General features: G+C 67.5%; 22 protein-coding genes. 3 read left to right on the forward strand and 19 right to left on the reverse strand.

The window, feature by feature from the left end; all coding sequences use genetic code 11:
* The first annotated feature begins 5 nt into the window (after nt 1-5).
* Nucleotides 6-740, forward strand: a complete 735-nt coding sequence (locus ACZF5Y_RS08545) for an ABC transporter ATP-binding protein (protein ID WP_497532214.1) — start codon at nt 6-8, stop codon at nt 738-740.
* On the opposite strand, the gene ACZF5Y_RS08550 is transcribed toward ACZF5Y_RS08545, so the two are convergent.
* The 11 genes from ACZF5Y_RS08550 to efp form a co-directional block, all read right to left on the reverse strand.
* A complete protein-coding gene (locus ACZF5Y_RS08550; protein ID WP_497532215.1) occupies nt 727-1,722 on the reverse strand; it encodes a DMT family transporter in 996 nt (331 codons plus the stop codon). The two genes, ACZF5Y_RS08545 and ACZF5Y_RS08550, sit on opposite strands and share 14 nt — an antisense overlap.
* Before the next feature lie 58 nt (nt 1,723-1,780).
* Complete coding sequence (gene gmk, locus ACZF5Y_RS08555; RefSeq protein ID WP_497535318.1) at nt 1,781-2,671, reverse strand: guanylate kinase; 891 nt, start codon at nt 2,669-2,671, stop codon at nt 1,781-1,783.
* A 75-nt stretch (nt 2,672-2,746) separates the two neighbouring features.
* Nucleotides 2,747-3,622 (reverse strand): orotidine-5'-phosphate decarboxylase, encoded by an 876-nt coding sequence (gene pyrF / locus ACZF5Y_RS08560; RefSeq protein WP_497532216.1) that lies wholly within the window; start codon nt 3,620-3,622, stop codon nt 2,747-2,749.
* The gene (carB, locus tag ACZF5Y_RS08565; protein WP_497532217.1) at nt 3,622-6,909 is read right to left on the reverse strand and encodes a carbamoyl-phosphate synthase large subunit; all 3,288 of its coding nucleotides are present in this window, start codon (nt 6,907-6,909) and stop codon (nt 3,622-3,624) included. Before carB ends, pyrF begins: the two co-directional genes overlap by 1 nt.
* A gap of 4 nt (nt 6,910-6,913) precedes the next feature.
* Nucleotides 6,914-8,083 carry a glutamine-hydrolyzing carbamoyl-phosphate synthase small subunit gene (gene carA / locus ACZF5Y_RS08570; RefSeq protein WP_497535319.1) on the reverse strand — a complete coding sequence of 390 codons (1,170 nt, stop codon included), beginning with the start codon at nt 8,081-8,083 and terminating at the stop codon, nt 6,914-6,916.
* A 53-nt stretch (nt 8,084-8,136) separates the two neighbouring features.
* Nucleotides 8,137-8,694, reverse strand: coding sequence for a PH-like domain-containing protein (locus ACZF5Y_RS08575; RefSeq protein WP_497532218.1), 558 nt, complete (start codon nt 8,692-8,694; stop codon nt 8,137-8,139).
* On the reverse strand, nt 8,691-10,073 hold the full coding sequence (locus ACZF5Y_RS08580) for a dihydroorotase (protein ID WP_497532219.1): 1,383 nt from the start codon (nt 10,071-10,073) through the stop codon (nt 8,691-8,693). The genes ACZF5Y_RS08575 and ACZF5Y_RS08580 overlap by 4 nt, the downstream gene beginning before the upstream one ends.
* Nucleotides 10,070-11,026 carry an aspartate carbamoyltransferase catalytic subunit gene (locus ACZF5Y_RS08585; protein WP_497532220.1) on the reverse strand — a complete coding sequence of 319 codons (957 nt, stop codon included), beginning with the start codon at nt 11,024-11,026 and terminating at the stop codon, nt 10,070-10,072. Before ACZF5Y_RS08585 ends, ACZF5Y_RS08580 begins: the two co-directional genes overlap by 4 nt.
* Complete coding sequence (gene pyrR, locus ACZF5Y_RS08590; RefSeq protein ID WP_497532221.1) at nt 11,023-11,619, reverse strand: bifunctional pyr operon transcriptional regulator/uracil phosphoribosyltransferase PyrR; 597 nt, start codon at nt 11,617-11,619, stop codon at nt 11,023-11,025. Before pyrR ends, ACZF5Y_RS08585 begins: the two co-directional genes overlap by 4 nt.
* A gap of 162 nt (nt 11,620-11,781) precedes the next feature.
* Nucleotides 11,782-12,198 (reverse strand): transcription antitermination factor NusB, encoded by a 417-nt coding sequence (nusB, locus tag ACZF5Y_RS08595; protein ID WP_497532222.1) that lies wholly within the window; start codon nt 12,196-12,198, stop codon nt 11,782-11,784.
* Between the two features lie 6 nt (nt 12,199-12,204).
* Nucleotides 12,205-12,768 (reverse strand): elongation factor P, encoded by a 564-nt coding sequence (efp, locus tag ACZF5Y_RS08600; protein ID WP_053353158.1) that lies wholly within the window; start codon nt 12,766-12,768, stop codon nt 12,205-12,207.
* 130 nt (nt 12,769-12,898) lie between these two features.
* Here efp and ACZF5Y_RS08605 point away from each other — a divergent pair, with 130 nt between their 5' ends.
* The gene (locus tag ACZF5Y_RS08605; protein ID WP_497532224.1) at nt 12,899-13,477 is read left to right on the forward strand and encodes a thioesterase family protein; all 579 of its coding nucleotides are present in this window, start codon (nt 12,899-12,901) and stop codon (nt 13,475-13,477) included.
* On the opposite strand, the gene ACZF5Y_RS08610 is transcribed toward ACZF5Y_RS08605, so the two are convergent.
* Nucleotides 13,474-14,451, reverse strand: a complete 978-nt coding sequence (locus tag ACZF5Y_RS08610) for a hypothetical protein (protein WP_497532225.1) — start codon at nt 14,449-14,451, stop codon at nt 13,474-13,476. The genes ACZF5Y_RS08605 and ACZF5Y_RS08610 overlap by 4 nt on opposite strands.
* Nucleotides 14,452-14,515: 64 nt before the next feature.
* Nucleotides 14,516-16,531, reverse strand: a complete 2,016-nt coding sequence (locus ACZF5Y_RS08615; protein ID WP_497532226.1) for a vWA domain-containing protein — start codon at nt 16,529-16,531, stop codon at nt 14,516-14,518.
* A gap of 54 nt (nt 16,532-16,585) precedes the next feature.
* On the opposite strand from ACZF5Y_RS08615, the gene ACZF5Y_RS08620 reads away from it, so the two are divergent.
* The gene (locus ACZF5Y_RS08620; RefSeq protein WP_497532228.1) at nt 16,586-18,127 is read left to right on the forward strand and encodes an AAA family ATPase; all 1,542 of its coding nucleotides are present in this window, start codon (nt 16,586-16,588) and stop codon (nt 18,125-18,127) included.
* Here the strand turns inward: ACZF5Y_RS08620 and aroB are convergent.
* From aroB to ruvX, 6 genes are all read right to left on the reverse strand, one after another.
* The gene (aroB, locus tag ACZF5Y_RS08625) at nt 18,124-19,224 is read right to left on the reverse strand and encodes a 3-dehydroquinate synthase (protein WP_497532229.1); all 1,101 of its coding nucleotides are present in this window, start codon (nt 19,222-19,224) and stop codon (nt 18,124-18,126) included. The genes ACZF5Y_RS08620 and aroB overlap by 4 nt on opposite strands.
* Nucleotides 19,221-20,015, reverse strand: a complete 795-nt coding sequence (locus ACZF5Y_RS08630; RefSeq protein ID WP_497532230.1) for a shikimate kinase — start codon at nt 20,013-20,015, stop codon at nt 19,221-19,223. The genes aroB and ACZF5Y_RS08630 overlap by 4 nt, the downstream gene beginning before the upstream one ends.
* Nucleotides 20,016-20,028: 13 nt before the next feature.
* A complete protein-coding gene (gene aroC, locus ACZF5Y_RS08635; protein WP_497532231.1) occupies nt 20,029-21,225 on the reverse strand; it encodes a chorismate synthase in 1,197 nt (398 codons plus the stop codon).
* A 72-nt stretch (nt 21,226-21,297) separates the two neighbouring features.
* Nucleotides 21,298-22,215 (reverse strand): shikimate dehydrogenase, encoded by a 918-nt coding sequence (locus tag ACZF5Y_RS08640; protein ID WP_497532232.1) that lies wholly within the window; start codon nt 22,213-22,215, stop codon nt 21,298-21,300.
* Nucleotides 22,145-23,254, reverse strand: coding sequence for an endolytic transglycosylase MltG (gene mltG / locus ACZF5Y_RS08645; protein WP_497532233.1), 1,110 nt, complete (start codon nt 23,252-23,254; stop codon nt 22,145-22,147). Before mltG ends, ACZF5Y_RS08640 begins: the two co-directional genes overlap by 71 nt.
* Complete coding sequence (ruvX, locus tag ACZF5Y_RS08650; RefSeq protein WP_497532234.1) at nt 23,251-23,820, reverse strand: Holliday junction resolvase RuvX; 570 nt, start codon at nt 23,818-23,820, stop codon at nt 23,251-23,253. Before ruvX ends, mltG begins: the two co-directional genes overlap by 4 nt.

A 23,820-nucleotide genomic window follows, 5' to 3' on the forward strand; every position in this document is an offset into this window, starting at 1 on the left:
GCACCATGTCACTCACCACCACGGAGACAGCCGTGTCCGCATCACCGGATTCGAATCGCGCCCCCATCTACCGGCTTTCGGGCATCACCCGGCAGTACGAGAAGAAAGGTCAGCGAATCACCCCCGTGAGCGGTCTCGACCTCGACATCGCCACCGGCGAGTTCGCCACCATTCAGGGCCCGACCGGCGGCGGCAAGTCGACGCTGCTCCAGCTCTTGGGGGCGCTGGATCGCCCCACCTCCGGCACGATCACCCTGGATGGCACCGACCTCTCGCATCTCTCGGATGCTGAGCTCACGAGAGTGCGCAAAGAACGCATCGGATTCGTCTTCCAGTCGTTCAATCTGCTTCCCACGTTGACCGCAAGCGAGAATGTAGACACCGCGCTCGAGGGTCGGGGCATCTCAACCGCAGACCGCGCTGCGCGCGTTGGCGCCGCCCTCGCGAGAGTCGGCCTCGCCGAGCGCGGCGAGCACCGGCCGATGGAACTTTCGGGAGGTCAACAGCAGCGGGTTGCGATTGCTCGCGCGCTGGTCGCGCAACCGCACGTGCTGCTCGCCGACGAGCCCACGGGAAATCTCGACGAGTCGATGCGCGACGAAGTTCTCGGCTTGCTTGAGCAGCTGAACGCCGAGGGACTCACGATCATCGCGGTCACCCATGACTCGGCGGTCGCGAAGCGAGCGAAGCGCCGGTTGCGCCTCGAACACGGACGCATTCGCGACATTACGCGTTCGTAGAATTGCTTTCGTCCGTCTCGAGCGCGGACGCGCCGCTTTGCGGATGGAACTTCGCGAGGCCGACGACTCCGATGACCGCAACCGCGCCCGAGACGACGAAGGCGACACTGGCCCAGGCGGGGGCGCCCGCCGCCTCATCGAGCACGACGATGCCGATCAACACGGCAATGATGGGGTCGATCACGGTCAGCCCCGCGACCACGAGATCTGGCGGACCGGAGGAATAGGCGTTCTGCACGAAGACCATGCCCATGAGTGCGCCCGCGAGCAGCGCCGCGACGCAGACCCAGGTGAGCCACTCAAACTCCCCCTGCTGCAGCCGACCGATGACGGCCTTCGCAAAGGTGGCGACGAAGCCGTAGAGCACGCCGGCACCGACGATGTAGATCAATGCGACACTGCGATGACGGAACCCGATGAAGAGCGCGAGAATCAGTGCGAAGACGACGCCGAACGTGATCAGAATCTCGATCAATTTCGTATCGGTCACGGTCTGATCGGAGGCCGTGAACGCCGCGATGGAGACGAAGACCACGATGCCAAGCACGGCGAGGCCGATCGACCACCGCACGCGCTTGCCCAGTTGCACGCCGCTGACGCGAGAGTTCAGGATCGATGTGATCACGAGCCCCACGACGCCGATCGGCTGCACAATGATCAACGGCGACAACGACAGCGATCCGATCTGGAACACCACCGCGAGCCCCAGGAACAGCGTGCCGACGACCCACGAGGGGCGACGCAGCAGGTTTGCGACATGGCGGAACGAGAGTCCCGAGCCGGCACTCTCTCCGGTGATACGCTCGACCTTGTTGAGTCCGCGCGACTGATACTGCGCGCCGAACGCGAGCAGCGCCGCCCCCACCAGCGCGAGCGGAATACCCAAGAACTGCTTGGGGTCGAGCGTCGTCACCTCAGCCATCGCGTCGGCGAGACCGATGCTCGCGACGTGCGAGGCGGCGATGATCAGGCTCGAATGCACACCATCACCCTAGCGGGTGGTGGTCGCGGTGACACTGCGGCTGGCCGCAGGGGCGCCGTTACCGGTCGCCCTCGTCCCCGCGCATCAGTTCCACGAGCCGCGCTGCAGCGCGCGGCACCTCGTCGTTCACGATGATCTCGTCGAACTCATCGGCCGCCGCGAGTTCGACCTTCGCCGTTTCCAAACGACGTGCACGCTCTTCCTCGTCCTCGGTGCCGCGACCGACCAGACGATCAACCAGCTCGTCCCAGCTCGGCGGAGCAAGGAACACCAGGCGGGCTTCCGGCATACTCGCGCGCACTTGACGCGCACCCTGCAAATCGATCTCGAGGAGCATCAGCTCGCCGCGCTCTGCAGCCTCGACGACCGGGCGACGCGGAGTGCCGTACCGGGACCGGTTGTGCACCGTCGCCCACTCCAGGAGGTCATCCGCAGCGAGCATCCGGTCGAAACCTTCATCGTCGACGAAGTAGTAGTGGCGGCCGTGCTCCTCACCGGGTCGCGGGGCGCGGGTCGTCGCCGAGACCGAGAGCTTCACTTCTGGGAAGTGCTCGCGGATATACGTCGCGACCGTGCCCTTGCCGACAGCCGTCGGACCGGCCAACACCGTCAGCGGCGGACGAGGGCCGACGCGAACGGTGCCGGTGCGATCCCGCACGAACGACTCGAGGCGGTCGCGCTGCAGCTTGCCGAGACCGCCGAGACGCTTGCGCTCGGAGATACCGAGATCGTCGCGCACGCGCTCCGCTTTCACCGCCCCGATCGCCGGAAACGAGAGGAGGAAATCGGTAATGCGCAGGGACGAAGCCGGGGTGCCCGGCACACGCGACTGCTCCATCACGCGGAACGGGGACACCTCGCCGGAGCGGAGACGGCGCTTCAACTCGGCACGGGCCTGGCGTGCCGCGATGGCGGCTCGATTGGCCGCAACGCGATCCACCTCCGGCATCGTCCGTTCACTCGTCGTCAACAGTCCACTCCCCTGATATCCCTGTGCGCATTCGTTGCGTAGTCGGGTTACAGCCTAGGCCGCTTCGCCGCTCAACGCGAAGCGGATCGCCCCAGCGCGCTCCAGGATGCGGTCACGGAGCCCGTCTGGGCCGCCCTGCAGAATGCTTCGGGACTCGTTCGCGAGCAGCGCGTGCCCGATACCGCCGAAAATTTCTGCCGCCTCCTCGATACGCGCACCCTGGTGTCCGAACCCCGGAGCCAGCACCGGCAGCGCCGGCCCAGCTGGCCGCTCAGCGGTCTCGATCTCGAAACCCGAGAGGTCCAGCGTCGCTCCGAGCACGACGCCGACGGAGCCGATCAAAGCTGCGCCAGACACCGAGTGTTCGGCGTTCCAGGCCTCCGCATCGGCCACCATCGCCGCAGCGACCGTACGGCCGTCGGCGCGGCGCGCACGCTGCACGTCGACCGCCTCAGGGTTCGAGGTCGCTGCGAGCACGAACAGACCCTTGCCGTGCGCGGTCACGTGACGAAGCGCGCCCTCGAGTGTGCCGAAGCCCTGATACGCGACCACCGTCATGGCGTCGGCCTCGAGCGGAGATCCCGGCGCCAACCAGGTGTCGGCGTACGCACCGAAACTCGACCCGATATCGCCACGCTTCACATCGGCGACGACCAGCACGCCGGCGTCGCGCGCATCGGCGAACACCCGCTCGAGCGCCGCAAAACCCGCCGAACCGAAACGCTCGAAGAACGCGATCTGCGGTTTCACACAGGCCGCGACCCCGGCAGCGGCAGCGACCACGTCGCGCCCCATGCGCTCGGCTCCCGCCGCATCATCCGACACGCCCCAGGCGTTGAGCAACGGCCCATGCGGGTCGATGCCGGCGCACAGGTGCCGGCCCGCAGCGAACTCCGCCGCGAGCCGGTCACCGAATGTCGTCGACGTCATCAGCGGACGAGTGCCGCGTCACGGTCGGCCTGGTACTCCTGCAGCGACTTCACGTCGAACCCGACGCGCTGGGCCGAGATCGCCCCGACCGCGGCCGACAGCTCAGACACCGTCGTGAAGATCGGCTTGTCCGCGGCCACGGCTGCGGCGCGGATCTCGTAGCCATCGGCACGCGCCGAGCTGCCCGACGGCGTATTGATGATCATGTCGATCTCGCCTCGGTTGATCAGGTCGACGATCGTGTCGCCGTCGGCGCCGGCACTGTGCTTGCGCACGACCTCGGAATCGATGCCGTTGCGGCCGAGCACCACCTGGGTGCCCTGCGTCGCGAGAATGCGGTAGCCGAGCTCCTGCAACCGCAGCGCGGGGAGCACGATGGAGCGCTTGTCGCGATCCGCAACCGACAGGAACACGGTTCCGCTCTGCGGCAGCTCGCTGCCGGCGGCCGACTGGCTCTTCGCGAACGCGGTCGGGAAGTCGCGGTCCATGCCCATGACCTCGCCGGTGGAGCGCATCTCGGGCCCGAGCAGCGAGTCGACCACGAGGCCCTCGTTCGTGCGGAAGCGCTTGAACGGCAGCACGGCCTCCTTCACCGCGATCGGTGCGTCGATCGGGGCGCGTGAGCCGTCGCGCTCGGGCAGCAGGCCCGCGGCGATGAGCTCGGCGATGCTCTCGCCCGCCATGATGCGCGAGGCGGCCTTGGCGAGCGGAATCCCGAGCGCCTTCGACACGAACGGCACCGTGCGCGACGCGCGCGGGTTGGCCTCGAGCACATAGAGCACGCCCTGGCCAATCGCGAACTGCACGTTGAGCAGCCCGCGCACCCCGATGCCCTCGGCGATGCCGAGCGTGGCCTCGCGCACCTGGGCGATCTGGTCGTGGCCGAGCGTGACGGGCGGCAGGGTGCAGCTCGAGTCGCCCGAGTGCACACCGGCCTCCTCGATGTGCTCCATCACGCCGCCGACGTACAGCTGCTCGCCATCGTAGAGCGCATCGACATCGATCTCGATCGCGTCATCGAGGAAGCGGTCGACGAGCAGCGGGTGGCCGGGGCCCACGAGAGCGTGGCCCTCGATGCGACCGAAGTAGCCGTGCAGCGACTCGGTGTCGTAGACGATCTCCATGCCGCGGCCGCCGAGCACGAACGACGGGCGCACGAGCACGGGGTAGCCGATCTCTTCGGCGATGCGAATCGCACCCTCTTCGTCGATCGCCGTGCCGTTGCGCGGCGCGAGCAGGCCCGCGCGCTCCAGGATGCGCGAGAATGCTCCGCGCTCCTCGGCCAGGTCGATCGCCTCGGGCGTGGTGCCCAGAATCGGGATCCCGGCATCCTTCAGCGGCTGCGCGAGCCCGAGGGCCGTCTGCCCGCCGAGCTGCACGACGACGCCCAGCAGTTCGCCCGACGCCTGCTCGGCGTGGATGACCTCGAGTACGTCCTCGAGCGTCAGCGGCTCGAAGTACAGGCGATCCGACGTGTCGTAGTCCGTCGACACCGTCTCGGGGTTGCAGTTGATCATGATCGTCTCGTAGCCCGCGTCCGACAGCGCGAACGACGCGTGCACGCAAGAGTAGTCGAACTCGACGCCCTGGCCGATGCGGTTCGGGCCGGAGCCGAGAATGACGACCTTCTTGCGGTCGCTCGGCGCGACCTCGGTCTCGAAGTCGTACGACGAGTAGTGGTAAGGCGTGAGCGCCGGGAACTCGCCCGCGCAGGTGTCGACCGTCTTGAAGACGGGGCGGAGGCCGAGCCCGTGACGCAGGCCACGGATCTCGGACTCCGAGACGCCGCGGATCGCAGCGATCTGCACATCCGAGAAACCGTGATCCTTCGCCTCGCGCAACACCTCGAGCGTGAGCTGCGGCGCCTGCTTCACGGCCTCCGCGACCTCGTTGATGAGCTGGATCTGGTCGAGGAACCAGGGGTCGATCGCGGTCGACTCGAACACCTGCTCGATGGTCGCGCCGAGGCGCAGCGCCTGCTGCACGTCGACGATGCGGCCGTCGGTCGGGCGCTTGATGATTTCGAGGATCTCGGCGACCGGGCGGGTCTCTGCGCCCCAGTGGAACGAGGTGCCACGCTTCTCGAGCGAGCGCAGCGACTTCTGCAGCGCCGTCGTGAAGTTACGGCCGATGGCCATCGCTTCACCGACCGACTTCATGGTGGTGGTCAGCGTGTCGTCGGCGGCGGGGAACTTCTCGAACGCGAAGCGCGGCGTCTTCACGACGACGTAGTCGATCGACGGCTCGAAGCTCGCCGGAGTCTTCTGCGTGATGTCGTTCGGAATCTCATCGAGACGGTAACCGAGCGCAAGCTTCGCGGCGATCTTCGCGATCGGGAAGCCGGTGGCCTTCGATGCGAGCGCCGACGAGCGCGAGACGCGCGGGTTCATCTCGATCACGATGATGCGGCCGGTCACGGGGTCGACGGCGTACTGAATGTTGCAGCCGCCGGTGTCGACGCCCACGCGGCGGATGATGTCGATGCCGATGTCGCGCAGCTTCTGGTACTCGCGGTCGGTCAGCGTGAGTGCGGGCGCGACCGTGATCGAGTCGCCCGTGTGCACGCCCACGGCGTCCACATTCTCGATCGAGCAGACGACGACCGTGTTATCGGCAGTGTCGCGCATGAGTTCGAGCTCGTACTCCTTCCAGCCCAGGATCGACTCTTCGAGGAGCACCTCGGTGGTCGGGCTGTAGTGGAGGCCGTCACCGGCGATGCGCACGAGCTCTTCTTCGGTGTAGGCGAAGCCAGAACCGAGGCCGCCCATGGTGAACGAGGGACGGACCACGAGGGGGTAGCCCAGATCCTTGGCGAACTCCTTCGCCTCTTCGATCGTGTGGGCGATGTGCGAGCGTGCCACGTCGGCACCCGACTCGAGCACGAGCTCCTTGAAGATCTGGCGATCCTCACCGCGCTGAATCGCGTCGACCTTGGCGCCGATCAGTTCGACGCCATGCTTTTCGAGGATGCCGAGATCGTGCAGTGCAATCGCCGCGTTGAGCGCCGTCTGGCCGCCGAGCGTCGGCAGGATCGCATCGGGGCGCTCCTTGATGATGATCGACTCGATGACCTCGGGGGTGATCGGCTCGACGTAGGTCGCGTCGGCGAAGTCGGGATCGGTCATGATCGTCGCCGGATTGGAGTTCACGAGGATGACGCGCACGCCCTCCTCGCGGAGCACCCGGCACGCCTGGGTGCCCGAGTAGTCGAACTCGCAGGCCTGACCGATGACGATCGGGCCCGAACCGATGACGAGAACGGAGTTGATGTCTGAACGCTTGGGCATGTCTTTAGGCCTCCGTGGCGGTGGTCTTGCGCTCGGTGACCAAAGCGCGGAATCGATCGAAGAGGTAGAACGCGTCGTGCGGGCCGGCGGCCGCCTCGGGATGGTACTGCACCGAGAACGCGGGGATGTCGAGGCACTCGAGGCCCTCGACGACCTGGTCGTTGAGACTGAAGTGGCTCACCTGCACGCGACCGAAGCCCTCGGGCGCGTCAATTTCGCCCTCAATGGGCGCGTCGACGGCGAAGCCGTGGTTCTGGGCGGTGATCTCGACGCGACCGGTGCGCTTGTCGAGCACGGGCTGGTTGATGCCGCGATGCCCGAACGGCAGCTTGTAGGTGCTGAAGCCGAGTGCGCGACCCAGCAGCTGGTTGCCGAAGCAGATGCCGAAGTAGGGCACGCCGTCGCGCAGCAGTTCGCGCAGCACGACGACCTGCGCATCGCTCGCTGCAGGATCGCCGGGCCCGTTCGAGTAGAACAGCGCGTCGGGCGCGATCGTGCGGATCTCCTCAAGCGAAGTCGAAGCGGGCAGCACGATGACGTCGAAGCCGTGCTCCGACAGGTACTGCACCGTGGCTCGCTTGATACCGAGGTCGAGCACCGCGATGGAGCCGACGCGGTCGACGCCCTCGGCCGCCGGAACGTCGTAGCGCTCCGGCGTCGTCACGGCCTCGGAGAGGTTCTTGCCGGCCATCGACTCCTGCTCGCGCACGAGCTCGAGCTGCGCCTCATCAGAGAGATCGAAATCCGCGCCCGAGAACACGCCCGCGCGCATGGCACCGGCCGAGCGGATGTGACGGGTGATCGCACGCGTATCGACACCCGAGATGCCCACGACGCCGTCGTTCACCAAGTCCTCGTCGAGCGAGCGCTCGGCGCGGAAGTTGGACACCCGCCGCGCGGGGTCACGGACGATGAACCCGGCGACCCAGATCTTGCGCGACTCCATGTCGGTGTCGTTTGCGCCTGTGTTGCCGATGTGCGGTGCCGTCATGAGCACGATCTGCCCGGCGTAGGACGGGTCGGTCAGCGTCTCCTGGTATCCGGTCATGCCCGTCGAGAACACGACCTCGCCCAGCGTGCGCCCGGTCGCCCCGTAAGCGCGTCCCACGTATCGTCGGCCGTCTTCCAGCACCAGCACAGCGCTGCCCGTGGGCACCGCCGCAGCCGGGGGCACGGTGACGCCTTCGGGCGTCACGGCGGTTGCCGTCTCTTCGGTCGTGTTCGTGGTCACGCATCCTCCTGGGTGGTGTGGGAAGGGGTATGGGTCTGAGAAGCCGGCGCAGCTGAGTCGGCCAGCGCAGCCGGAAAGAGTGCGGCGATGGCGCGCTCGAAGCGCACCTGTTCGGCGGGATCGGTGAAGCGGAAGCTCGATTCGACCTCGCGTCCGTCGGTGGCTTGCCACTGCAGCAGTGACAGGCCATCGCGCTCGACCGCCTTGCCGACGCGGCGGCTCGCGACGCCGGCGCCGAGCACTCGATTCGCAGGCAGGTGCACGGGCGACTCGCCGGTCACCGCGACCGTGACGCCGTCGGCGCGGATGGCGAGGTCGGCGAAGCCCTTGTAGCGCAGGCCCGGAATCGAGAGCCGTTCGAGCGGTGCACCGATCGGGGTCGTCGAGACGTAGCTCGCGTGCGGAAACTCGGCGAGCACTGCGCCGACCAGCGCCGCGCCGTGCTCGGCGAAGCCGCCGTGGCGACGTGCTCGCGCGCGCCAGCCGAGCCACATGCCGAGCAGAATGATTGCCGCGATGGCGATCATGATGATCGCAAAGGTGCCGCGGCTCACCGGGCGGCTCCTGCGGCAGCTACGGTTTCGGGGGCGACGAGCTCCCCGTCGTCGACTGTGAGATACCCGCGACGCACGGTGTAGGCGACCCGGCCGGGCAGCTCCATACCAAGGAACGGCGAGTTCACACTCTGACCGCGCAGGTGGTCGGTCGAGAACGTGCTCAGACCGTTCGGGTCGACGAGCACGAGGTCGGCGGGCTGGCCCGCTTCCAGGGCGCTTGGGTGCCCCTCGAGTCGGCCGATCTCGGCTGGGCGCTGCGAGAGCAGCACCTCGAGCTCGGCCCAGCTCGCGTGCGCCTCCTGCACGAGGGTGAGCAGCGCGATCGGCAGGGCGGACTCGAGGCCCACCATGCCGAATGCCGCGGCGTCCCATTCGCAGTCTTTCGCCTCGACCGGATGCGGCGCGTGGTCGGTCGCAATGATGTCGATGATGCCGTCGGCGATAGCCGCACGCAGAGCGCGCACGTCTTCCTCGCGACGCAACGGCGGATTCACCTTGTACCGGGCGTCGTAACTGCGCGCGAGCTCCTCGGTGAGAATCAGGTGATGCGGCGTCACTTCAGCCGTCACTTGCACCCCGCGGGCCTTGGCCCAGCGAATCACCTCAACCGAGCCCGCCGTCGAGAGGTGGCAGATGTGCAGGCGTGCACCGATGTGCTCGGCGAGCAGCACGTCACGGGCGATGATCGACTCCTCGGCGACCGCAGGCCATCCCTTCAGCCCGAGTTCGCTCGACAGCGCGCCCTCGTTCATCTGGGACCCCTCGGTCAGGCGGGGATCTTGCGCGTGCTGCGCGATGACACCGTCGAAGGTCTTCACGTATTCGAGGGCCCGGCGCATGAGCAGTGGGTCGTGCACGCACTTGCCATCGTCGGAGAACACGCGCACGGTGGCGCGCGAGTCGGCCATCGCACCGATCTCGCTGAGGCGCTCCCCCGCGAGATCTTCGGTGACCGCACCGATGGGGCGCACCGTCGCGTAGCCCGCCGCTTCGCCGAGCGCCTGCACCTGCTCCACAACGCCCGCCGTGTCTTGCACCGGCAACGTGTTGGCCATCGCGAAGACGCTCGTGAAGCCGCCCGCAGCGGCCGCGCGCGTGCCCGTGAGCACCGTCTCCGACTGCTCGAACCCGGGCTCGCGCAAGTGGGTGTGCAGGTCGACCAGGCCGGTGAGGGCAACGAGTCCTTCCGCGTCGATGACGCGCTCGCCGGTGCGGGGCTCGAGACCGCCCGCGGCCTGGGTCGCGCGCTCGACGATGACGCCGTCGGCGATGCGCAGATCCACCGCCGCCGCGTCGGAAACCTGCTGCCCGCGCTGCGTCAGTGCGGCAGCCAGACGGGCTCCGCGGATGAGAATTCCTGAGGTCGTGTCGGTCATGCCTGCTCCGTTCGTTCGCCGGAAAGTAGAAGATAGAGGGCCGCCATGCGCACCGAGACACCGTTGGCGACCTGCTCGAGCACGGTCGACCGTACCGAATCGGCTGCGCTCGACGAGATCTCGAGTCCGCGGTTCATGGGGCCGGGATGCATCACGATTGCGCGTTCGGTCAGCGCCGCCAATCGCGCGTCGTCGAGGCCCCAAATGCGGGCGTACTCACGCTCGTTCGGGAAGAAGGCAGCGTGCATGCGTTCGCTCTGGATGCGCAGCATCATGACGACGTCGGGCTGCTCCTCGCGCAGCGCAGCGTCGAAAGAGTGGTGCACGGTCACGGGCCACCCGCGGGCGCCGTACGGCAGCAGCGTCTCGGGGGCGACAAAGCTCACATGGGCGCCGAGCGCCGTGAGTAGCCAGAGGTTCGACCGAGCGACCCGCGAGTGGGCGATGTCGCCCACGATCACGACGGACACCCCATCGAGGTCGCGGCCACGGCTCGCATCGCCGAACAGTCTCCGGCGCATCGTGAACGCGTCGAGCAGCGCCTGCGTCGGGTGTTCGTGCGTGCCGTCGCCGGCGTTGAGCACCCCGGCATCGATCCAGTTGCTGCTCGCGAGCTTCGCCGGTGCACCCGAAGCGGGGTGGCGGATCACCACACCGTCTGCACCGATCGCCTGCAGGGTTTGCGCCGTGTCTTTGAGCGATTCGCCCTTCGACACCGATGATCCCTTGGCGCTGAAGTTGATGACGTCGGCGCTCAGACGTTTCGCGGCAGCCTCGAACGAGATGCGGGTGCGCGTCGAATCTTCGAAGAAGAGATTCACGACGGTCTTGCCGCGCAGGGTGGGGAGCTTCTTGATCTCGCGCTGCTGCGTCGCCGCCATGTCTTCAGCGGTATCGAGAATGAGAATCGCCTCGTCGCGCGACAGGCTCCGGGTATCGAGCAGGTGCCTCATGCGGTGGGCTCCGTGCTCGCCCCGGGCTCCACGCTCGCGCGACCGTCATCGGGGATGGTGATCTCCGCAGCGATGGTGACCTCGTCGACCCCGTCGTGCTCCTCGAGCCGCACCGCGATGCGTTCGTGCTTCGCACTGGGCAGATTCTTGCCGATGTAGTCCGCGCGAATCGGGAGCTCGCGGTGACCGCGGTCGATCAGCGCGGCGAGGCGCACCACTTGCGGCCGCCCGTGATCGTTCAGCGCATCGAGCGCGGCGCGCACGGTACGACCGGAGTACAGCACGTCGTCGACCAGCATGACCGTTGCGCCGTCGATACCGGCGACCGGCATCTCGGTGGGGTGCGGTGCGCGCGTGGGGTGCTGTGCCAGGTCATCGCGATACATCGTGACATCGAGGCTGCCGACGGGCACCTCGACGCCTTCGATGCGCGAGATGATGTCACCGATGCGTCGGGCGAGGTGACTGCCGCGGGTCGGAATGCCCACGAGAACGAGCCCCTCGACGCCCTTGTTGGCCTCGATGATTTCGTGCGAGATTCGGGTCAGCGCACGCGAGATTTCAGCGCCTTCGAGCACCGTTCGCGTTCCCATTAACCGAGCCCCCCTTCCCCGCCTCACGGGACGGAATTTAAAGAAAAGCTTGCAACCACGCCAGCCTACCGCATCCGCAGGCCGCGATCGTGCGCTCCATCCATCGAAACGACGAAGCCCCACCTCCGGGCGTACCGACAGGTGGGGCTTCAGTGCAGAGCGTCAGGCGCCGGCGTGATCCGCGATCTTGCCGAGTACCCCGTTGACGAACCGGCCAGAGTCATCGGTGGAGTATTCTTTCGCGAGTTCCACGGCCTCGTCGATCGCGACGGCGGCGGGCACCTCATCGTTGTGGATGATCTCCCACGCCGCGAGACGCAGCAGCGCGCGATCGATGTGCGGCATACGCTCCAGGGTCCACCCCTGCGCGTAACTCACGATGAGCTCATCGATCTCGTCCCGGTGGTCAGAGACCCCGTCGACGATCTCGCGGGCGTATAACCAGGATGCAGCGCGATCGGGTTCGCCCGCGGCGCGCTGCGCCTCGGCGTTCACGATCGTCGCCATGGACTCGCCGCGCAAGTCGGCCTGGTAGAGCATGTCGAGCGCGCGCTTGCGCGCCTTGGTGCGTGCAGACATTCAGGATTAATCGTTGACGCGGCCGAGGTAGTCACCCGTGCGGGTGTCGACCTTGACCTTCGTGCCGGTCTCGAGGAACAGCGGCACCTGGATCTCCGCGCCCGTCTCAACGGTCGCAGGCTTCGTACCGCCGGTCGAGCGATCGCCCTGCAGGCCGGGCTCAGTGTACGTCACCTCGAGCACGACCGACGCCGGGAGCTCGATGTAGAGGGGCTCGCCCTCGTGCAGCGCGATCTGCACCTGGAGGTTCTCGAGCATGAACTTCGCGGCATCGCCGACGACGGTGTTCGACACGGTGAGCTGATCGTAATCGCTCTGATCCATGAAGACGAAGTCCTGACCATCCTGGTACAGGTACTGGAAGTCGCGACGATCAACATTCGCGGTTTCGATCTTTGCGCCCGCGTTGTAAGTCTTGTCGATGATCTTGCCCGACACGACATTCTTCTGCTTGGTGCGCACGAACGCGCCGCCCTTGCCCGGCTTCACGTGCTGGAATTCCACCACGCTCCACAACTGGCCGTTGTCCTTGATGACGGTACCGTTCTTGATGTCATTCGAGCTGGCCATGCAGTGTTTCTCCGGATTCTGTAAAGTTCAAGCGCCCAAATACGCGCCGAACCAGCATACACGGCACCCGCTTTGGACACTCTCTACAACGCCGAGGCTGCGGCGTGCACGATTCTTCTAAGCTCGCAGCATGCACATGATTTTTCGAACGCTCTGGCATCAGTGGTTCGTCGGTCGGCGCGGCCAGAAACTCGGGTTCGACGGGGTCTCGCGATCCCGGTTCCGCGTCTGGCCCACCGATCTCGACATCCTCCGCCACATGAACAACGGCAAGTATCTGTCGATCATGGATGTCGCACGATTCGATCTCATCCAGCGCAACGGCGTGTGGGAGCTGTTCGCGCGCGAGAGCTGGTATCCGGTTGTTGTCGGCCAGACGATCTCGTACCGCAAATCCTTGAACCCGTGGATGCGGTTCTGGATCGAATCTCGCATTCTGGGATTCGACGACCAGGCGGTGTACATGGAGCAGCGATTCGTGCGCCCCGACGCGCAGAGACGACCCGACATCTATGCCCGCGCAGTGGTGCGCGCGCGCATTCTCCGTCGGTCGGGTGGCGTCGTACCCGTCGACGAGATTCTCGAGAAGAGTGGAGCCGACCCCGCCCAGCTCGTCGTGCCCGACGATGTGCTTGAGTGGGGGCGCACGACGCGACTCCCGTCGACGCGAACGGACGCGATCAGCGATTGGACCGACTCGCGGCGCTAACCCAGCGGGGTGCGCGTTCCGAGGTGGGGGCCCTGATTCCCGATCTCCCGGCAGGTGATGCGGATCACCCGCTCGCTGGCATCGTAGACGTGCCTGGCTGCGAGACGCCCTTCGGAGAGCGGCCCCGCAACCCACGTAAAGCTTGCGCTGTCGACGGGCGATTCGCCCGCAGCCGCACGCATCAGCTGCAGCATGAGCATTTCGGGGAGGGTCGCGTGCCGCCCATGGTCGAACCCGAGTCCGAGTACAGGCGGGCGGGCTCCCGACGGCACGGCTCTGAGCGTCCAAACGGCATCCGCGCCCGGCACCGCGGGTGAACCTTCCGGAGTCGCGTCGAGCAACGGGAACTCCCGCTCGGCTTCGGGCCCGAACACGAGTGGTGCACCCTCCGCGGATTCCGCGTACGCCTGACCCTCACCCGACTCAGCGGCACGCGTGAACCCAGCAATCCAGCGGTCGCGGCCGAGGCCGTGCGGGGCGGGCACCGCGAGGTACTCCCCCGTCGCAGCGCCACCCTCGCGCCCCGTGCCACGAGTGCTACGACTCGCACGTGCCGCGTCGTCATGCGGCAGCGACCGGGCGATCTCCGCAAGGTCGACCCCTGCGGCGGCAAACGCCTCGGGTTCGGGCAACGATACGCCGAGCCAGCCAGCGGCCGTGCGCGCCGCAGCGAAAGAGCGCTCGGCGAACGCAGTCGCTGCAGCACCCGCCACGTCTGCGAACGCCGCGTGCGGCAGAAGCTTCGACGCCGCTCGATCGAGCTCGGCATCCGCCGCGGCAGCCGCTACCGCCGCTGCGTCTCGCGTGCCGTGCACGGCGAGCGCGGAATCGAGTTGGGCTGCGAGCTCTGGGAAGAGCAGTCTCGCGAGCTGCACCCCGGCTCCTGTATCGGCGCCTTGCACCGCCGGCGCCGTCGCGGGACCACCGGCAGCCGTCGCTGCATCGAGACCGACCGCATCATGCTTCGCGCACACGTCTTGCTCCTCTCACCGTCGCCACGATACCTCGGAGCGCGCACTCATGTCGCACGCGCGAGCCTCAACCCCGCACCCGCGATGACGCGACTTCGTCGACGACGAGTGCGCGCAGCGCGTCGGGAAGCGCCCGCACGTCGTCGATACGTCGCGCGTCGGGAGCGTAGCGCACCACCGTATCGCCGGCGCCGAGCCCGATCGCGTGCACCCGAATGCCTGCCCGACGGAGACGTTTCGCCGCGTGCTCGGCGGCAAGCGGATCGTTGGATCCGCCATCGGTGACCAGAACCACCACGCGCCGCCGCTCGAGCGGTTCGGTGGTGGGCTGACCCGAATCGACATCGAGTCCGAGTGTGGTGGCAGCAGCGTGCAAAGCCGCGCCGTCGTTGGTCGAACCGCGCGGCTCGCGCAGCGCACTGTGCACGGCGATGCGGGCCGCATCGCTCATGCCCGCAGAAAGCGGTTTGACCACCTCGACCGTCGAGTCGAACACGATCAGGGCTGCCCGGATGTCGAGGTCCAGCGGCACACCTCCCACGCGTTCGGCGTCAGCGACGTCGCGAGCGACACCAGCGAGGCCCTCGCACATGATGAGCATGGCGTCCGAAGCGAGGGCGGCCGCGGCGCCCTGCATCGAGGCAGAGCGGTCGACAATCAGCACGTAGTCGGTGCTGCCCGCGCAACGCTTGCGCCGCATGCGCACGGTGCGGTCTCGGAAGGCGCGCGGTTCCGGCGCTCCCGCCCGGGCCTCGGCAACGGCACTCGCGAGGGCCTCGACAGCGAGCTCGGACCCCGTAGACCGTGGCCGTGAGCTGGGGTGTCGTCGTGGCACCAACCTGTCGGCGATCACCTCCGCCCAAACCGACCGCATCCGCTCGATCTCTGCGGAGAGCGCTTCAGCCCGCGCGCGATAGGCATCGAGCGAGACTCGCGCGGCGCCTCCCCCGGATCCGGCGCCGGCGTTCTCGCGGCGCTGCGTCGACACTGGGTCCGGCTCCGCATCGTGTGCGCGATCTGACGCTGTCGGCAGCCGGCTGTCGAGGTGGCCCCCGCCGGGCATCGGCGTGTCGAGCATGTGCTCGACGAAGCCGGCGTGCTCGGCAGCGAACAGGTCCGCGCCCTCCGCGTGCTCACGCCCCTCGCCCGCACGCGCGCGATCATTCGAGGCGTTCGGCTCCGCACCCGGGTCGGGCATGGACTCGGCATCATCGGCCGACTGCGCACTCGCGTCTGAGTCGCCGCTCCCGGGAGCCGTCAGCCCAAGGTCGGCGGCCGCGTCGTCGGGATGCTCCGAACCGCGAGCGTCTGCGTCCGGGGTCGCGACATCGGCATCCAAGCCGCGCTCGCGCGCGTCGAGCGCCAGCAGCCGTTCGTAGCCCGGAAGCAGGAGTGCGATCGCGCGCAGGTAGCGCTGCAGCGCGGATCGACGCCGATCAGAGTTGAGCACGCGACGCACGCCGATTACACCGGTGCTGACCTCGGCCTCGGCGTGCACCGCCTGCCATTCCACGCGTACCTCGCGGTCGAACCCCGAGATACTGTCTGTTTCTGATACGTCGACTGCCACTGATAACACTAGAACGACCCACTGCAAATGGCGCGGAAGCGCCGACACATCGGTCGGCAAGCTCCGCGCGAGTGCTGCGCCCAGCGCGGAACGCAACCCCGGCATCACACCGATGAGCTCGGCGATGGCTTGCGCGCGGTGCACAGTGTCGAGGAGCGGAATCGCATCAGGCCGAAGCCGAGCGAGCGACGCCCGCCGTCGAGATCGGGGCACTTCGACGCGTTCAGCTCGGGGACCCTCCCACAGATGCAGCAGCGCGAGCGCGACCGTCTCCCGCACCCCGTGCCCCCGCGCGGCGTACCAACCGAGGCCGACGGACAGCCCCTCGTCGGTGCGCTCCCAGTGGTCACCGTCGCTGACATCGAGGGTGATGCCGACGATCGCACGTGCGGCCTCCAACTGGGCTCGGGCCTGAGCCCGCGCTTCGGCGTCGGGGCCGGGAACCGCCTCGGTTGCACGCTCGGCCAGCGCTGCCGCAGAAGCTGCCGCAGGCGTACCGTCCGGGTCGATCATGTCGCCACCCTATCGCCGGGCTCCGACATTCGCACCCGTGGTAGCGTGACGCTCATGTCGCCGTCCGTCTCCGATCCCGTCGTGCTCGAGGCAGCGGAGCTTCGCGCCGAACGCCGTCGTATCTTGCACGCGCTCGCATCCTTCGACTCCGGCGCGCATCTCTCGGACACCGGCTCGCAACACGTCGAGCTCCAGCACGACCTCGCCGCCATCGAGCGCGACCTGGCGGCGCTGCTGCAGCACCCCGATCATGCCGCTCGGATCGACCGCGCGCTCGACGACCGGGCGGCGACGCTCCGACTGGCCGCCCGCCTGCGCATCGACGCCCGCCGCAGCAAGCGCCTCGACGCAGACGCCGACACCATCCTCGCGAGTGCCGCGCGCGCAGCGCGGTCCAGCGGCGCCCGTGAGGTCACCCGCGGCGAGTTGGTTCGCATCGCCGCCCTCCGCAGTGCGGCGCGAGACCTGCGCGAGGGCCGTCGAACACACTCTCAGCGCCCAGAGTCCCCGGCCGTGTTCGGCGATTGGCGATCCGGCATCACCACCGAGCAGCGTCGCGACGCGGTCCTCGATGCACTCGGCACCGTGCGCATCCGCGAGGCTCGCGGCCAACTGCGGGACGGCCTGCTGCGCACCTCCCAGATGCGCAGCATCATCTCGGAGGCGCTCCCCGGGCTGCGGCTCGGTGATCCGGTGCTGCTCATCGGTGAGACGGGCGGCGCGAAAACCGCGCTCGCCGAATATCTTTCCCGCCACGGACTCGGCCGCGAGCCCGAGCTCGTGTCAGGCTACGGCGACATCACGAGCGCGCAGGTCATCGGCACACATGAGCTCCGGGCGGAAGGCGGTGCCACCGTCACCGTGTTTACGCCCGGGCCCCTCGTGCGCGCCATGGCGGAGGGACGGCCGGTGATTCTTGACGAGGTCAACGCCATGCCCGCCGAGTTCTTGAAGCGGCTCAATCGCATCCTGCAGCTGCGTCCCGGCGACCACCTCGACGTGCAAGAGGACGCAGGCCGGCGCGTCGAGATCGCCCGGGGCTTCGCCATCATCGCAACCGCGAATGAGCAGACCCCGCACCGCTACCGCGGTCTCGATCGGCTGAGCGCAGAGCTCGTCAACCGATTCGGCGCCCACGCCTACCGCGTGCACTACCCCGATTCGGGCAACGACTACGCGGACTTCCCAGCGGAGAATGCCCTGCTTGCGGTGGCATCGGTGGCCGACCAGCACGGCCGGCTCCCCCAGCACGTGCGCGTCGACGCGCTGACCCGCGTCGCCCGCGCCGCGTTCATCAGCCAGCAGGTGTTCGCCGGAGCTCATGGAACCGGGTTTTCCGAATACGTGAGCTCCGAGCGCAGCATCGACGGTCGACCCGGTCTCGAGGAGACGGTGTTGGCACCCCGAACGCTGGTCGCGATCCTGCGCAAAGTGGCCGGCAGCGCCGGAGCGATTTCTCTCGAGCGCGCGCTCACCCGCTTCGTCGAGGGCACGATGCACCGCGAAGACCGGCGCGTGCTCGCGCTGATCCTCGAGGGTCAAGGATTCCGTCTCGGCGGCCTCAGCTCAGGTGCGGCCGGATCGCGTTCGCGCTAGTTCGCGATCTCCTGGTACGCGAACTGCAGCATCGACTCGTCCACGCCGGCGAGCACCCGCGGCTTGCCGATCTCGTCAAGCACGATGAATCGCAACATGCCCGCACGCGCTTTCTTGTCGCGCTGCATCGCGGCGAGCAGCCCCGGCCAGCGGCCAGCGGGATACGCGAGCGGCAGCGTGAGCGACGACAGGATGCGCCGGTGCCGGTCGACCGCCTCGTCGGACAACGCACCCGCCATCCGTCCGAGCTCGGCCGCGTACATCATGCCGATCGAAATCGCGACGCCGTGCCGCCATTGGTAACGCTCGGCGTGCTCGATCGCGTGGCCGAGCGTGTGCCCGTAGTTCAGGATCTCTCGGAGCCCACCCTCCTTGAAATCTTCGGAGACGACCCGGGCCTTGACACCGATCGACAGCTCGACGACGCGCTGGAACTCAGGAGTCGACGGCTCGGTCGCCCGGTCGACGTCGCGCTCGAGGATGTCGAGGATCTCGGGCTCGGCGATGAACCCGCACTTCGCGATCTCGGCGAAACCGGCGAGGGTCTCATTGCGCGGCAGCGTATCGAGCAGCTCCAAGTCGCAGATGACCGCGGCGGGCGCATAGAAACTGCCGACGAGATTCTTTCCCTCAGTGGTGTTGATGCCGGTCTTGCCCCCGACGGAAGCATCTACCATGCCGAGCACGGTCGTGGGAATCTGCACCAGACGCACGCCGCGCAGCCAGGTGGCCGCAACGAACCCGGCGAGGTCGGTCACCGCTCCGCCACCGAGGCCGATCACGGCATCGGTACGCGTGAAATCGGACTGTCCCAGGATCTGCCAGCAGAATGCAGCCACTTCGACGCGCTTCGCCGATTCGGCATCGGGCACTTCCGCGAGCAGCACCTGGGTGTAGCGCCCCTGGAGCGACTCACGGAGGTCATTGGCAATCTTGCCCACGGTCGGCGTATGCACGATCAAGACCTTCGCCACGCGGTCACCGAGCGCCTCAGGCACGCGCTCGAGTAGCCCACGACCCACGGTCACCGTGTACGACGTCTCCCCCGTGACCTGGATCTCAGTCACCTGCGTGTGGCTCTGCGCAGCCTCGGTCATTCGTGTTCCTCCGTGGATACTGATCGGTCGGTGCGTTGCGGGCGCTGGCTTCGGCCATGGCCGCGGGCCCACTGTGCGACGCGGCGCACCAGCTGTTCCTGCGTCGCGCGGTCGGTGCGATAGGTGACATCGGCCACCTCTTCGTAGAGCGGGCGCCGCTCCTTCAGAATGCGCCCCCAGGCTTCCGGATCGTCGCGCAACAGGGGTCGCCGCGACAGATTTGCCGTGCGCAGCACGGCTTCCTGCGTTGTCATCAGCAGCACGACCGGGTGCGAGTTCAACAGTTCTCGAGTCCGCTCCGACAGCACCGCACCGCCGCCGAGGGCGACAATACGGCATCCTTCAGCAGCGAGTTCTTCCGCGATGACCTCGGCTTCAATGCGGCGAAACTCTGGTTCGCCGTGCGCCGCGAAGAACTCGGTAATCACACCGTGTCGACGCACGAACACGGCATCAGTGTCGACGAACGGCACTCCCAGCTCACGAGCGACGCGCTTGCCGAGGCTGGTCTTGCCCGCGGCCATCGGACCGACGAACACGATCGCACGATCCGGGAGTCGTGCCCCCGGCTTCCGTCGCCGGCGTCGTCGATTGCGTGAGCGCGCGGGCGAAGCTCCAGCGGCAGCACTCTCGGCCTTCGCCCGATCGTACCGCTGTTCTCCACCGTCTGTCTTGGCCGTCGCTGCCGCCTCGGCTGCAGTGATGATCTGCAACGGGCTCGTCGGAGGCGATGGCTTCGGGCGATGCGCCGGTGGCCCGGCATCGCGCGCGATGCGCCGATGCGCGCTCATCGCGCTCGACCGCTCACGACTCGATGACGGTCGCCAACCGCTCCGGGATGGCCGCAACGTACGCCTCGAGATTGCGACGAGTCTCGGCGACGCTGTCGCCGCCGAACTTCTCTGTCACCGCATCGGCGAGCACGAGCGCCGTCATCGCCTCCGCGACCACACCCGCAGCGGGCACCGCCGACACGTCGCTGCGCTGGTGGTGAGCCTTCGACGCTTCACCCGTGGCGACATCGACCGTCGGAAGCGCGTGGGGCACCGTCGCGATGGGCTTCATACCGGCGCGTACGCGAAGCACCTGCCCGGTGGTCATGCCACCCTCGATGCCTCCGGCGCGAGTAGTCTCGCGCGCGATGCGTCCGCCTTCGATATGCAATTCGTCGTGGGCGACCGACCCGCGACGGCGCGTGGTCTCGAAGCCGTCACCGACCTCGACGGCCTTGATCGCCTGGATGCCCATGAGTGCGCCGGCTAGACGCGAATCCAAACGACGATCCCAGTGCACGTACGATCCGAGCCCCGGCGGCAAGCCGTAGGCGAGCACCTCGACGATGCCACCGAGCGTGTCGCCCGACTTCTTCGTGTCGTCCACCTCGGCGACCATGCGAGCGCTGGTCTCCGCGTCGAAGCACCGCAACGGATCGGCATCGAGCGCGGCGACGTCGTCAGGTCGCGGCAGCGGCGCATCTGCGGGCACTGCGACCTCGCCCATCGAGAGTGTGTGGCTGACGAGGCGGATGCCGAGCTCAGCGAGGAACGCGCGGGCGACGGCACCGAGCGCAACGCGAGCGGCGGTCTCGCGCGCACTCGCGCGCTCAAGCACCGGGCGCGCTTCATCGAAGCCGTACTTCTGCATCCCCGCGAGGTCGGCGTGCCCCGGACGGGGGCGCGTCAATGGTGCACCGCGGCCGCGGGACTTCTCGGAGAGCTCAATCACCTCCGCAGACATCACCTCAGTCCACTTCGGCCACTCAGTGTTGCCGATGCGAATCGCGACGGGGCCGCCGATCGAGACGCCCTGCACGACTCCGCCCGAGACATTGAGTTCGTCTTGTTCGAACTTCATGCGCGAGCCGCGGCCATAACCCAGCTTGCGACGAGCGAGATCTTCACGGATCCCGTCAAGCGAAACGGGCACGCCCGCAGGCAGCCCTTCAAGGACGGCGATCAGTTCGGGGCCGTGAGATTCTCCGGCGGTCAGCCAACGCAGCATACCCGCTATCCTCCCACATCACGGCGGCACGAACCGACTCCGCAACGCAAGACGACTCCCCCGGCTGCGAGGTCAGACTGCTGCGCGCATCGCCCGAAGCACCTCGGCTTCATGATCGAGCGGGCGATCCGGATCGCCATTCAGGAACAGGCGCACCTGCACGAGGGCCTGTTCCACCAGCATCTCCGTGCCTGCCACTGCGGCGCCGCCCGCGGCTCGCCAGCGCGCGGCCAACGGCGACGGCCAGGGATCGTAGGCGACGTCGAAGAGTGGAACGGCGAGGAGAGATTCGGGAATATCGATCGACGCCGCCGCCTGCCCAGGAAGCGCGGAGACGACCATCGTGGGCGAATCCTGAAGCGCATCCTCGTGCGGTTCGACGATGAAGGCGGCTCCCCCGGCCCCCGGCGCGTCTCTCGAGAAGCGCGAGACGAGATCGGCCACCGCTGGGCGATTGCGCGCGCGCACCATCACGCGCTCAGCCCCGAGACGACGCAACGCCAGGATCGCCGACACTGCCGTTGCGCCAGATCCGAGCACAACGGTGCTCCTCACGTCGAGGTCCGCACCAGTGATTGCCGCTGCCAGCCCCGCGACATCAGTATTGGCGCCATACCAACCGAGTTCGCGTCGCACGAGCGTATTCACGACACCGCTCTCACGCGCGACGTCGTCGACCTCGAACGCGATTCGGCGGGCTTCGACTTTCAGCGGCATCGTGACCGAAAAGCCGAGCCACTCGGGGCCGCGCTCTGCGAGAAACGCTTCGAGCTCGGGTTCACCGCACTCGATCGCACGATATGTCCAGTCGAGGCCGAGCACGCGATACGCGGCCTCGTGGATGCGCGGCGAGCGCGAGTGCGCGATCGGCGAGCCCAGCACCGCCAGTCGTGCGAGGCTCGTCACCGGTGTCGTCATCTCAGTCGCACCGCGTGCCGCCGGCGTCGCGGTGCGCCGTGCACCACTCGCCGAGTTTCGCCACGGCGGCATCGTGCTCCTCGTTTGTGGTGGAGAACACCGTCTCACCGGTCTCGAGGTTGATCGGCACGAAGAACAACCAGGTGCCATCTGCCGGGTGGATCGCGGCATCGATGGCGACGTCACCGGGCAGACCGATCGGCCCCACGGGCAGACCGGGGTTCGCATACGTGTTGTAGAGGTTCGATGCGTTCGCGCGCTCTTCCTCCGTGGTCCACACCGTGTGCGTATTCCCCGTACCGTACGCGACCGTCGCGTCCGACTGCAGCAGCATGCCCTGATCGATACGGTTCAAGAACACCCGCGCGATCTTCGGGAAGTCGTCGAGATTCGCGCCGGCCTCGCGCTGCACCACCGACGCGAGCGTGAGCACGCGCCATTCGTCGCCCTCGGGGACGCCGTGCTCGGCGAGCGCCTGCTTCATGCGATCGACCATGGTCTGCACGATCGTCTCGGCAGTGTCGCTGGGCTCGAAGGTGTAGGTCGCTGGGAACAAGAACCCCTCGATGGATGGGAACTGCGCCGGGACTCCGAACTTCGTGGGGTCGGCGATTGCCGCTTCGAAATCGGCCATCGGAATGCCGACCACATCGGCCGTCGTCTGCAGCGCGTCCATCGCAGCCATTCCTTCGGGAATGGTGACGGTGAGCTCCATCACATTCGCCGGATCAAGCATGGCATCGAGGGCTGACTGCGCGCTCATCTCGAGCTTCAAGCGGTAGGTGCCCACTTGGAACTGCACCTCTTCGTCTTGCTCGAGCAGAAGATCGTAGAAGGCCTCAGGAGTCTTCACGACGCCCGCCTCGGCAAGGGCGGCTGCCACATCCGAGCCGATCTGCCCGGACGTCACCGTGATCAGCACCTCACCGTGACCTTCACCCTCGTAGTCGTCCGAGGTCCACCCCAGCGCTTTCGAGATGCCGGAGCCGTAGTGCGACCAGAGATAGGCTCCCGCACCTGCGAGACCGCCGAGCAAAAGAACAGTCACGAGCAACGAGATGATGACGCGCCGCCCCGTCTGGCGCTTATCTTCGCGCGTGCGTGCATTCATTCCGTGGCCTCCTCGGTCACTGGTGTGTGCGTTTCAGCGGACGTGTCGCTCACGTCAGCCAGTTCTTCTCGAGCATGGTCGGCCGTCTCGTCGACACCGGGCAGCAGCACCGGATCGCCGGGCGCCGAGCCCCGAGCCCGCTCGATATCGAGCGCGTGCTGCAGAATCACCACGGCTGCCGCCTGGTCAATGATGGAACGGCTCTGTTTGGTCTTCTTGCCCGCTTGCCGCAGTTGGCCCTGCGCGGACACCGTCGACAGCCGCTCGTCGACGAGACGCACTGAGATAGCACGCGGTCGCAGGTGAGCCGCCAAACGCCCGGCGAACGCCTCGGCATCTTCGGTCGAAAGTGTGCGCTCGCCGCGCAGATTCAACGGGAGCCCGACCACAGCTTCAAACGCATCGAGATCGCTCGCGATCGCCGTGATGCGATCCAAGTCGGCCGTGCCCGACGTCTCACGAGGCACCGTCTCGACCGGAGTCGCGAGCATCCCGTGTTGGTCGCTTCGAGCAACACCGATGCGGGCCTTCCCCACATCGATGCCGATACGCACGCCGACCCGCAC

This window comes from Leucobacter sp. WKLB1 (genome assembly GCF_059696215.1).